Raw genomic sequence first — 10,843 nt, forward strand, 5'->3', positions numbered from 1 at the left:
CGTCTTCCCGCCCCGCTCCGCACGCGGAGCCGTACCGGGGACCCCGGTCGCCCGGCTCAGGATTCCGTCGGGTCCCCGTGGAGGCGTACCGTGCCGAGGATCTTCATGACGGTCGAGTCCGGCAGCTCGTTCTTCACCCCCGTGGCGCCGTAGAGGCTCCACGCGACGAGGTCGCCCGCGGAGTTCCTGAAGCCGAACGTGATGGCCTTGCCGTCGCTCGCGCACGCGTCCGTGCGGGGAGCGTTCCTGGACCTGGCCCGGGCGATGCTGCCCTTGACGCCGGACTTCGTCGTGTACGGCGTCGCCGCCTCGTCGCGGACGATGCTCTTCCTGTCCGGCTGGGTGTATCCGCCGTACACCCACTGTTCCACCTGGCTCAGGGCGGCGGCGCCGGTGCTGCCGGCGCCACTGGCGCCCTTGGTGCCCGCCGCCGCCAGCTCGGTGCTGTTCTGCTTCACGCGCCCGTTCTTCTTGCTCCGGGACACGCACCAGTCCTCCTTGAGGATCGCCGGTGCGCCCATCACGATGACGACCTTGCCCCAGTTGTCGGGGTCGTTGTAGTCGACCTCGCTGTCCTCGAAGCCGATCAGCAGGGTCGGCGACTTGACGTCCCAGTCCGGCGGCACGTCGAAGGCCGTGCCCCGCTTGGGGTTGATGACCACCTTCCAGCCCGGGACGGTCGGTCTCTCGGTCGCCCCGGGCGGGCTGTCGGGCGTCGGCGTCGAGGCCGTGGTGCCCTTCGAGGCGGTCGTCGGCGCCTTGGTGCTCGCGCTGCCGCCGTCGGCGTCGTCGTCCCTGTCGCCGCCGCCCAGGAGCAGGAAGCCGGTGACGCCGACGGTCACCACCACGGTCGTGGCCGCGGCGACCGCGGCGGCCTTCGCCCGGTTCCCGTTGCCCTCGGGTAACTGTCCTGACCACATGGCCAGCAACCGTAGTCCCTGGCCCTCCCGAGGGGGAGCCCTCCCGGGGCGATCGGGACGGCGGGGCCCGGCCGTCCGGGCGGGACGTGCGCGGCGGCGTCACCCCGCGGCGTCGCATGCAGTGCGTCGCGAGGCGGAGGGACGTTCTCGTACTGGATACGCGCGGACGTTCCGGCAACGCCGCGAGGTGCCGTTGCCGTCGTCGCGCCCGCCGGGGATCGCGGGACAGACCTTACGAGCTAGGGGAGCGCGGGAGGGGCGGGCTCACGGCGTCCCTCCCGCTCCCCGGCTCGTTAGGATGACGCCGTGAACACGGTGGGCGGGAAGGACGACGGCGCCGGGACGGGTTCCCCGGGCAAGGCGCAGCCGAGGCAGCTCATCGTGACGGTCTACGGGCTGTACGCACGTGACACCGACGGCTGGATGTCCGTGGCCTCGCTGATCCGGCTGCTCGCCGATCTGGGCGTCGAGGCGCCCACCGTGCGTTCCTCCGTCTCCCGGCTGAAGCGCGCCGGGATCCTCGAAGCCGCGTCGGTGTCCGGGGCGGCCGGATACCGGATCTCGCCGGAGACCGAACGCATGCTGCGCGACGGTGACCCGCGCATCTTCGCGGCGCGGCGCGCCACCGTGGACGAGGGCTGGGTGCTCGTCGTCTTCTCCGTGCCCGAGTCCGAGCGCGCCAGGCGGCACACGCTGCGCACCCAGCTGACCCGGCTCGGCTTCGGCTCGGTGTCCGCCGGTGTGTGGATCGCGCCGGGGCACGTGCACGCCGAGGCGGAGGACATGCTGGCCCGGCACGGGCTGCGCGCCTACGCCGACCTGTTCCGTGCCGACTACCTCTCGCCGGCCGGTCCCGGAGGCACGGACGGCGAACTGGCCGCGAAGGTGCGCACCTGGTGGGACACCGCCCGGCTGCGGCGGCTGTACGCCGAGTTCCTCGTGGCGCACCGCCCGGCGACCGCGCCGGTCGGGGACGGCGGACGCGTGACGGACCGCGAGGCGTTCGCGACGTACATCAGGGTGCTGACCGACTGGCGCCGGCTCGTCTATCTCGACCCCGGCGTCGCCCGTGACCTGCTGCCCGCCGACTGGGGCGGAACAGAGGCGTCCGAGCTCTTCGACGAACTGCACGCCCGGCTGGCCGGTCCCGCGCGCCGGCACGTCGAACGCCTCCGGGGCGAGGCGGAGCGGGTGCGGACCGACGGACTCTGAAACCGGGCCCGCACCCGTGGTTCAGCGACCGGCCGACCGTACGATCGTGAACGCCGCGCCCTCCGGGTCCGCCACGGTCGCCACCCGCCCGAGGGAACCGTCCCTGGGCGGCTGGAGCACGTACCCGCCCAGATCCACCACGCGACGCGCGGCCTCATCCGCGTCGGTGACCTCGAAATACGTCATCCAGTGCGGTCCGCGGTCGCGGGGCAGGGCGTGGCCGACGCCGTGCAGCGAGGCGACCGGACGGCCGCGCAGATGCAGGGTCTGGTAGTCGAAGTCGGCGGACACCACCGCCTCCGCCTCGAAACCGAACACCGTCTGGTAGAACTTGCAGACCGTCGAGGTCTCCCGGGTCAGCAGCTCGTTCCAGACCGGGGTGCCGTGGGTTCCGGCGAGTGCCGTGCCGAGGTGCGCTGCGGCCTGCCAGATCCCGAACACCGCACCGCCGGGGTCGGAGGCGATGGCCATCCGGCCCGCCTCGCCCGCGTCGAGCGGCCCGACGGCGACCGTGCCGCCGCAGGAGCGGATCAGCTCGGCCGTGACATCGGCGTCGTCGGTGGCCAGGTACGTCGTCCAGGCCACCGGCAGGAGACGGTCGGGCGGCATCTGCCCGAGGCCCGCGACCACCTTCCCGTCGATCACGGCCCGGACATAGGGGCCCAGCTGGTCCGGTCCGGGCACGAACTCCCAGCCGAACAGATCGGCGTAGAAGTCCTGCGTCGTGCCCAGGCCGTGCACGATCAGACTCACCCAGCAAGGTGTTCCGGGTGTGCGCCGGGCGGGAGCCTCGGTCATCGTCACTCTCTCCTCGGACCATCGTGGTGGCCGTACGGGGGGAACGGGGCCGGTGTGCCGTGTGCGGTACGGATGGGCGCGCCCCGTGCAGATGCTCGCACCACCCGGCGCACGATGCGTACCGGCCGCGCCGCACTGTCCGGGAACTCGGCGAAGAGGCCGGAAACATGCGGTGCGCCTGGTCCGGTGGTGTGACGGTGTTACGGGTGGGACCTGCCCTGCGCGAGGATGGCGGCCATGAAGCCCATCATCACCGCAGTCGAATGTGTGAGCGAGTTGGCAGGGTCGCGTCCACCGGTGCTCCTGGACGTACGTTGGCGACAGGGCGGCCCGCACGGCCGCCCGGACTACGAGGCCGGGCACATCCCCGGAGCGGTCTTCGTCGACCTGGACGCGGATCTCGCGGGACCGTCCGGCAGCGGAGGCCGCCACCCCCTGCCCGATCCGGAGGATTTCGGAGCGGTGATGCGCCGGGCCGGTGTCCGCGCGGACACCCCCGTGGTGGTGTACGACGGCGGTCAGGGCTGGGCGGCGGCCCGTGCCTGGTGGCTGCTGCGCTGGACCGGGCACGAGGACGTCCGGGTGCTGGACGGTGGTCTCGCGGCCTGGGAGGGGGAGCTCGACAAGGAGATCCCGGCGCCCGCCGAGGGCGACTTCCGGCCGGTGCCCGGAGCCGTGCCGTCGCTGGACGCCGACGAGGCGGCGGCACTGGCCCGGACGGGGCTGCTGCTCGACGCGCGGGCCGCCGAACGCTACCGGGGCGAAGTGGAACCCATCGACCGGGTGGCCGGCCACATTCCGGGCGCCGTGTCGGCCCCGACCTCCGAGAACGTGACGGACGGCGGCCGATTCCTGCCCGCCGCGTCGCTGGCGGCCCGCTTCGCGGAACTCGGCGCCGACCGGGAGTCCCGGGTCGGTGTCTACTGCGGTTCCGGCGTCTCGGGCGCCCACGAGGTACTGGCCCTGGCCGTCGCGGGAATTCCGGCGGCGCTCTACGCGGGTTCCTGGTCGGAGTGGACCGCCGACGAGTCCCGTCCGGTCGCCACGGGCCCCGACCCCCGGTGACGGAGCGGCTGCCGACCCGGCCGGGCGGAACGGCCGGAAGCGGGCACGACCCGTGCCCGCGCGGGTACCGGCGCCGCGAGGTCAGGGGGACATAGGGACGGCACGGGCCCGTACGCAGTTGCGTACGGGCCCGTGACCTGCCGCGGGTTCTGCCGCTCAGTCCTGCTTCTTGCGGCGGGTGCCGAAGACGATCTCGTCCCAGCTCGGTACGGCGGCCCTGCGGCCCGGCCGGACGCCGTCCGCCTCGGCCTGCCGGTCCGTGGTCCCGGTCAGCCGGTCACGGTGTCCGGCCACCGCTCGCGGCATCAGCACATCCGCATAGGCGGAACCGGCGGAGGCCGCGGCGGGCGACTCGTCGGCCTCCGGCTCCTGCGCGGCCGGTTCGAGTGAAGGAGGCTCGGGGGGCGCGGGCCGCTCCGGGACCACCATGTCGCCGCGGAAGCTCGGTACCGCCTCCAGCAGGCTCGTCAACGAATCACGTTCGCTCGCCGAGATGCCGTTGACATGCTCCTCCGGCTCCGGCGCGGGGAGCGAGGGACGCTCCAACTGACGGTCCAGGGAACGGTCGAGCGGCCGGTCGCGGGGAAGCCGGGCGATCCGGGGCACGAACGGGAAGGTCGGTTCGGGTGCGGCGTCGTCGGTCTCACCGATCAGCGAACGCGCCTCGTCGTCCACGGCCTGGACCAGCCGTCGTGGCGGGTCGTACGTCCAGCTTGCCGAATGGGGCTCGCCCGCGACCCGGTAGACCAGCAGGACCTCCCAGGTGCCGTCGTCACGGCGCCACGAATCCCACTGGGCGGTCTCCTTGTCGGCGCCGCGCAGCAGCAGCCGCTCCTGCACCGCCTCGCCGAGCTGGGGACCGGTGTTCTCGCCGGGACGGCGTACGGGGGTCTTCCGGGCACGCTCGGCCATGAAGGCGCGCTCCGCGAGCACCGGGCCCTCGAAGCGGCGGACCCGGTCGACCGGAATCCCGGCGAACTGGGCGACCTCCTCCGCGGAGGCGCCGGCTCGTATCCGGGCCTGGATGTCGCGCGGCCGGAGGTGGCTCTCCACCTCGATCTCGATCTGCCCGAGCCGCGCGCGGTCGTTGCGCACGGCGGCTCTCAGCCGCTCGTCGATCGGAAGCGTGTACTCCGTGCTGTCCGCAGCCTTGAGCACCAGTCGTGTGCCGTCGTTGGAGACGGCCACGACACGCAGTTCGGGCATGGGGACCTCCCGGGTGGTGCCTGCCGACGTCACTGCGCCGCTGCTTCCGCTAGTCGAGTGTGGCCTGCCCGGGTGCAGCCTGCCACAACATTGCCGTGTTGCCCGGTGTGTCGGGCGCGAGCCCTCGACCGCCGGTATGTCACGGTGACCCATTGTGCAACACGAAGCGACTTCTGGTCACCTCGTGTAGCCGGTCTCCGTGCGATGCTGTGGCGTCGCCGGATTGAGTGCCTCCTTCGGCCCCCTTTCCGAAGAACCCGGACACCCGTACGGGAATCCGGCCCCAGGGCTCGTCACAGTACTCCATTTGGGCCATGTGGGTGGACCGCCGCGCCGTCGAAGTTCTCGTGAGGTGCGGGAGTTGAGCTACCCATCCGAGTGAGGCAAGTCCCTCGTCCGTGTCCTGCTTCACAGAATCTCCCGAAGCGGAACTAATCACTTCGCTCATATGTCCCTTCTTGTTGCATGGTGGGAGAGATGTCAATCAAGGGCTGGAAATGGTGCAGAAGCCGGAAAGTGACACGGAACCCAAGGAAAGGCGAATAGATCTGAGCCTGCCGCAGGTGGCGGGCAGTGCCGTGGCGGCGGTCGCGGCGGCCGTGGCGGCCTCCCAGCTCGGTGTGTACGGAACGGTCATCGGCGCGGGCGTCATGAGTGTCGTGGCCACCTGCGGCGGTTCGGTCTTCCAGCATTTCTTCCGCCGCACCGGGGAGCAGATCCGCGAGGTGACGGTCCAGGTGAAGCACCAGGACCGCGAGACGACCGTACGGACCCGGGAGACGGTCCGCACGCCCCCCGCGCGAGGAGGGCGACGGTCCGCGGCCCCCGGCCGGGCCGTCGACGCCACCATGGCGATGCCCGTCGTGGACGCCACCACGGCGATACCTGCTGTGGACGCCACCACGGCGATGCCCGCCGTGGACGGCACGTCCCCGCCGCACGGGACGGACCCCACGACCGTGCTGAGGGCAGTGGGGACCGATCCGGACCGCACACGGCCCGTGCCGCTCGACGCGACCCGGTCTCCCGCGGCGGTGCGCCCGGTCCCCGACGAGGAGTTCTCCGAGGCCACCACCCATGGAACCCGGCTCCGGGGCTGGAAGCGACCGGCTCTCGGAGCCGCCGTGGTCTTCGCCGTGTCGATGGCGGGGATCACCACCTACGAACTGATCGCCGGTAACGACCTGAGCGGCGGCCGGGGGACCACCGTCGGTTCCGTCGTGCGCGGCGGCGGGGAACGGGGTGCCGGGCCGGAGGACCACGCCCCGTCGACCGGCACCGATCCGGCGCGGGACCGGACGCCGGACGGGGAGAGCGGTGCGACCCCTGGCACGGACACCCGGGACGGACAGAGCCGGAACCCGGACTCCGGCGGGGGCGGCAACGCGTCGGCCGACCCGGAACCCGGCTCCACCCCCTCCGGCGGGACCGGTACCGGCCCGACCCCGGCGGCCACGCCCTCCCCGTCGGCCCCCGGCGACGGCGGTGCCGCCCCGGACCCCACCGGCACCGGCGACACCCCGGCACAGGGCGACCGGGCCACCACCGGCCCGTCCACCGCCCCCTGAGCCGCCCGGCACCCGGCCGCGCGGCCGGGTGCCGGGGGATTACTCGCCCAGCACCCGGCGCAGGTAGTCGTTGCCGAACAGACGGTCCGGGTCGAGGCGGTCGCGCACGGCGGTGAACTCGCCGAACCGCGGATAGACCTCGGCGAGGTATCCCGCGTCGCGGGTGTTGACCTTGCCCCAGTGCGGGCGGCCCGCATGGGCGGTCATGATCCGTTCGACGGCCGTGAAGTACGCCTGGTAGGGCGTGCCCCGGTACATGTGGACGGCGATGTACGCGCTCTCCCGGCCCGAGGCCGTGGAGAGCGCGATGTCGTCCGCGGGGGCGGTGCGGACCTCCACCGGGAAGCTGATCCGCAGCGGCGAACGGTCGACCATCGCCCGGACCTCGCGCAGTGCCTCCACGGCCGCCTCGCGCGGCACCGCGTACTCCATCTCCACGAAGCGGACCCGGCGCGGACTGGTGAAGACCTTGTACGGGATGTCGGTGTACGTACGGGCCGACAGGGCGCGGCTGGAGAGCTTGGCGATCGAGGGGATGGTGGCGGGGACCGCCCGGCCGAGGGAACAGGCCACCTGGAAGATCCCGTTGGAGAGGAGCTCGTCCTCGATCCAGCCGCTCACCCTTCCGGGCGGGGCCGCGGGGCCCGCGCTGCGGTTGTTGCGCTTGGTGTTGCAGTTGCCGGTGTGCGGGAACCAGTAGAACTCGAAGTGCTCGTTCTCGGCGACCAGCTCGTCGAAGTCGGCCGCGACCCGGTCGAAGGCCATCGGCTCCTCGCGGGCCGTCAGCAGGAAGACCGGCTCCACGGCGAAGGTGATCGCCGTGACGACGCCCAGCGCGCCGAGCCCGATCCGGGCGACGGCGAAGACGTCGGCGTTCTCCTTCTCCGAACAGGTCAGGACCCGGCCGTCGGCGGTGACCAGTTCCAGCGCGCGGATCTGCGCGGATATGGAGGCCGAGTCGCGGCCGGTGCCATGGGTGCCGGTCGAGGTGGCGCCCGCGACGGTCTGCTCCATGATGTCGCCCATGTTGGTGAGCGACAGGCCCTCCCGTGCCAGGGCCGCGTTCAGCCGCTTCAGCGGGGTGCCCGCCCCGACGGTCACCGTCATCGCCTCACGGTCGATCTCCCGGATACCGGCGAGCAGGTCGGGGCGGATCAGCACGCCGTCGGTGGCCGCCACGGCCGTGAAGGAGTGCCCGGTGCCGACCGGCTTCACCCTCAGGCCGTCCTCGGAGGCCCGGCGCAGCGCCTCGGCCAGCTCGGTCGCGGAGGCGGGGGTCACGGTCCCCGCCGGACGGGCCGTGACGTTCCCCGCCCAGTTACGCCACGCGTTCGTCGTCGTCCGTGCGTCGGTTTCGGTCATCTTCCGCGCGCCCTCCGGTCGGAGCCGGCCCGCTGAGCCGGCGATACCCCAGGAACGCCACCGCGGCCGCGAGCGCTCCCGCCACGGCGGGCACCGCGTACCCCGCCCTTGCCCCGGACGCGTCGACCACCCAGCCGGCGGCCGAGGAGCCGAGCGTCACCCCCACGGCGAGCCCGGTGCTGGTCCAGGTCATGCCCTCGGTGAGTGCGGCGCGCGGTACGTGCTGCTCGACGAGGGCCATGGTGGTGACCATCGTCGGTGCGATGGCGAGGCCCGCGACAAAGAGCGCCACGGCCAGGAACGGCAGGTTCCCGGCCAGTTGGAGGGGGATCATACTCACGGCCATCGCGCACACACCCACCAGCCACCGCACGGACGGCTTCCCGCGCGGACGCAGCAGACCGAAGACGACTCCGGCCACGCAGGACCCGAGGGCGTACACGGCGAGGACGAGACTCGCCGCGGCCTTGTGCCCCTGCTCCTCGGCGAAGGCGACCGTCACCAGGTCGATCGCTCCGAAGAGCGCGCCCGTCGCCACGAAGGTCACCACGAGCACCTGGAGTCCCCGGGACCGCAGCGCGGAGGCGCCGGTGCGCCGCTCACGCGGATCCGGCACCGGCTCGGTGGCCCGCTGCGCCGTCAGCCAGAAGACGCCGACCAGCAGGAACCCGGCCGCGAGGAGCGGCCCGGCCTCCGGGAACCAGGAGGTGGACAGGCCGATCGAGACGATCGGCCCGACGATGAAGCACACCTCGTCGACGATCGACTCCCACGCGTACGCGGTGTGCAACCGGTGCGACGAACCGCGGTAGATCTCCGCCCAGCGGGCCCGGATCATCGAACCCACGCTGGGCACACAGCCGGCGCCCGCCGCGAAGACGAAGAGCGTCCAGTCCGCCAGCCGCTGCTGCGCGCAGACCAGGAGACCGGCCACCGCCGCCAGCGCGAGGAGGGTGGCGGGACGCAGCACCCGGCGCTGGCCGTGCCGGTCCACGAGCCGGGAGATCCGCGGCCCGAACACCGCCGCCGACAGCGCCAGCGTCGCGGAGAGCGCCCCGGCCAGCCCGTAACGGCCGGTGATCTGGGACACCATGGTCACCACGCCGATGCTCATCATGGACAGCGGCATCCGGCCGAGGAATCCGGCCGCCGAGAACCCCTTGGTGCCGGGGGCGGCGAAGATCGCACGATAGGGACTGAGCAAGGAGGGCTCCGGGGCGGCGCCGTCGTACGCGCCTGTCATGCGTGAATATGACCGGCACAGCTTACGGCCTCGCCCACGACCGGCAGCGGGGAAGGAGCGGCTTGCCCGGCCGTCGGATCCGGGGCGGAGCCGCCGGACGCCGCGACGCCGCCGGCCGCGGTGGCCGAGGTCGCCGCGGTCGGGAGGCGACGGCACGGTCCGGCGGGACGTCGGTGGGGGCGCCGTCCGAGACGAGTGGCAGGATCGGTGGCATGTCCGATCTGTGCGACCCCACTCCCTACGACGCCCTGCTGCTGCTCTCCTTCGGCGGCCCCGAAGGCCCGGACGACGTGGTCCCGTTCCTGGCGAACGTGACCCGCGGCCGGGGCATCCCCGAGGAGCGGCTGAAGGAGGTGGGCAAGCACTACTTCCTGTTCGGCGGCGTCAGCCCGATCAACGCCCAGAACAGAGCCCTGCTGGACGCGCTGCGCGAGGACTTCGCGGAGCACGGCCTCGACCTGCCGGTGTACTGGGGCAACCGCAACTGGGCGCCGTACCTCACCGACACCCTGCGGGAGATGGCCGCGGACGGTCGTCGCCGCATCGCGGTGCTCGCGACCAGCGCGTACGCCTCCTACTCCGGTTGCCGCCAGTACCGCGAGAACCTCGCGGAGTCGCTGGCCGCCCTGGAGGCCGAGGGGCTGCCGGTGCCCCGGGTCGACAAGCTCCGGCACTACTTCAACCACCCCGGGTTCGTGCGGCCCATGGTGGACGGCGTGCTGGCCTCCCTGGCCGACCTGCCGGAGGACGCGCGGGCCGGGGCGCACCTCGCCTTCACCACGCACTCCATCCCCGTCTCCGCCGCCGACACCTCCGGCCCCGCGGAGACACACGGCGACGGCGGCGCCTACGTCGCCGAGCACCTCGACGTCGCCCGCCTGATCGTCGAGGCGGTCCGGGAGGAGACGGGGGTCGAGCATCCCTGGCGCCTCGTCTACCAGTCCCGCAGCGGCGCCCCGCACATCCCGTGGCTGGAACCCGACATCTGCGACCACCTGGAGAGCCTGCACGGCGAAGGAGCCCCCGCCGTGGTGATGGCCCCCATCGGTTTCGTCTCGGACCACATGGAGGTGCTGTACGACCTCGACACGGAGGCCACCGCGAAGGCCGCGGAACTCGGACTCCCGGTGCGCCGATCCGCGACGGTGGGCGCCGATCCGCGGTTCGCGGCGGCCGTGCGCGACCTGCTGCTGGAGCGGGCCGCGACCGAGCGGGGAGCGGATGCCCGGCGGTGTGCGCTGGGCGCGCTGGGGCCGAGCCACGACCTGTGCCCGGCCGGCTGCTGTCCGGCCCGGGGACCCAAGCCCGCCGCCGCGGGTGCCGACAGCCCGTACGCGTGAGCCGTGGCGGGCGCGGGGGGGGACCCCCCCCCCCCCCCCCCCCCCCGGGGCCCCCAAAACACCCCCCCCCCCCCCCCAACCAGGGCAGCCCGGACCGCCCCCCCCCAGTACCAACATCTCGACCAAGCC

At 73.0% G+C, this 10,843-nt stretch carries 9 protein-coding genes; 4 read left to right on the plus strand and 5 right to left on the minus strand.

Features of this window, described 5'->3' with window-relative positions:
• Positions 1 to 56: 56 nt before the first annotated feature.
• A complete protein-coding gene (locus tag ACF1CT_RS28820; protein WP_391786903.1) occupies positions 57 to 920 on the minus strand; it encodes a hypothetical protein in 864 nt (287 codons plus the stop codon).
• Positions 921 to 1,226: 306 nt separating this feature from the next.
• On the opposite strand from ACF1CT_RS28820, the gene ACF1CT_RS28825 reads away from it, so the two are divergent.
• Positions 1,227 to 2,132 carry a PaaX family transcriptional regulator C-terminal domain-containing protein gene (locus ACF1CT_RS28825; RefSeq protein ID WP_391786904.1) on the plus strand — a complete coding sequence of 302 codons (906 nt, stop codon included), beginning with the start codon at positions 1,227 to 1,229 and terminating at the stop codon, positions 2,130 to 2,132.
• 21 nt (positions 2,133 to 2,153) lie between these two features.
• Here ACF1CT_RS28825 and ACF1CT_RS28830 read toward each other — a convergent pair whose 3' ends face one another.
• Positions 2,154 to 2,930 (minus strand): VOC family protein, encoded by a 777-nt coding sequence (locus ACF1CT_RS28830; protein ID WP_391786905.1) that lies wholly within the window; start codon positions 2,928 to 2,930, stop codon positions 2,154 to 2,156.
• Positions 2,931 to 3,167: 237 nt separating this feature from the next.
• On the opposite strand from ACF1CT_RS28830, the gene ACF1CT_RS28835 reads away from it, so the two are divergent.
• Entirely contained in the window at positions 3,168 to 3,995 is an 828-nt protein-coding gene (locus ACF1CT_RS28835; protein ID WP_391786906.1) for a sulfurtransferase, read from the plus strand.
• Between the two features lie 156 nt (positions 3,996 to 4,151).
• Here ACF1CT_RS28835 and sepH read toward each other — a convergent pair whose 3' ends face one another.
• Positions 4,152 to 5,201, minus strand: coding sequence for a septation protein SepH (gene sepH / locus ACF1CT_RS28840; RefSeq protein WP_391786907.1), 1,050 nt, complete (start codon positions 5,199 to 5,201; stop codon positions 4,152 to 4,154).
• 497 nt (positions 5,202 to 5,698) lie between these two features.
• Here sepH and ACF1CT_RS28845 point away from each other — a divergent pair, with 497 nt between their 5' ends.
• Positions 5,699 to 6,769 (plus strand): hypothetical protein, encoded by a 1,071-nt coding sequence (locus tag ACF1CT_RS28845; protein WP_391786908.1) that lies wholly within the window; start codon positions 5,699 to 5,701, stop codon positions 6,767 to 6,769.
• 39 nt (positions 6,770 to 6,808) lie between these two features.
• Here the strand turns inward: ACF1CT_RS28845 and ACF1CT_RS28850 are convergent, their stop codons facing one another.
• Both ACF1CT_RS28850 and ACF1CT_RS28855 read right to left on the minus strand, forming a co-directional pair.
• Positions 6,809 to 8,131: a D-arabinono-1,4-lactone oxidase gene (locus ACF1CT_RS28850; RefSeq protein ID WP_391786909.1), complete on the minus strand. Its 1,323-nt coding sequence runs from the start codon at positions 8,129 to 8,131 to the stop codon at positions 6,809 to 6,811.
• Complete coding sequence (locus tag ACF1CT_RS28855; RefSeq protein WP_391786985.1) at positions 8,088 to 9,335, minus strand: MFS transporter; 1,248 nt, start codon at positions 9,333 to 9,335, stop codon at positions 8,088 to 8,090. Before ACF1CT_RS28855 ends, ACF1CT_RS28850 begins: the two co-directional genes overlap by 44 nt.
• Before the next feature lie 251 nt (positions 9,336 to 9,586).
• Between ACF1CT_RS28855 and ACF1CT_RS28860 the strand changes: the two genes are divergently transcribed.
• Entirely contained in the window at positions 9,587 to 10,714 is a 1,128-nt protein-coding gene (locus tag ACF1CT_RS28860; protein WP_391786910.1) for a ferrochelatase, read from the plus strand.
• Positions 10,715 to 10,843 lie beyond the last annotated feature (129 nt).

This window comes from Streptomyces sp. NPDC014734 (assembly GCF_043083325.1).
Classification (GTDB): domain Bacteria; phylum Actinomycetota; class Actinomycetes; order Streptomycetales; family Streptomycetaceae; genus Streptomyces.

Excerpts from the sequence above, each read along its gene's own strand:
- ACF1CT_RS28850 (WP_391786909.1), bottom strand. The coding sequence starts at position 8,131 with ATGACCGAAACCGACGCACGGACGACGACGAACGCGTGGCGTAACTGG.
- ACF1CT_RS28820 (WP_391786903.1), bottom strand. The coding sequence starts at position 920 with ATGTGGTCAGGACAGTTACCCGAGGGCAACGGGAACCGGGCGAAGGCC.
- ACF1CT_RS28835 (WP_391786906.1), top strand. The coding sequence starts at position 3,168 with ATGAAGCCCATCATCACCGCAGTCGAATGTGTGAGCGAGTTGGCAGGG.
- ACF1CT_RS28830 (WP_391786905.1), bottom strand. The coding sequence starts at position 2,930 with ATGACCGAGGCTCCCGCCCGGCGCACACCCGGAACACCTTGCTGGGTG.
- ACF1CT_RS28860 (WP_391786910.1), top strand. The coding sequence starts at position 9,587 with ATGTCCGATCTGTGCGACCCCACTCCCTACGACGCCCTGCTGCTGCTC.
- sepH (WP_391786907.1), bottom strand. The coding sequence starts at position 5,201 with ATGCCCGAACTGCGTGTCGTGGCCGTCTCCAACGACGGCACACGACTG.
- ACF1CT_RS28845 (WP_391786908.1), top strand. The coding sequence starts at position 5,699 with ATGGTGCAGAAGCCGGAAAGTGACACGGAACCCAAGGAAAGGCGAATA.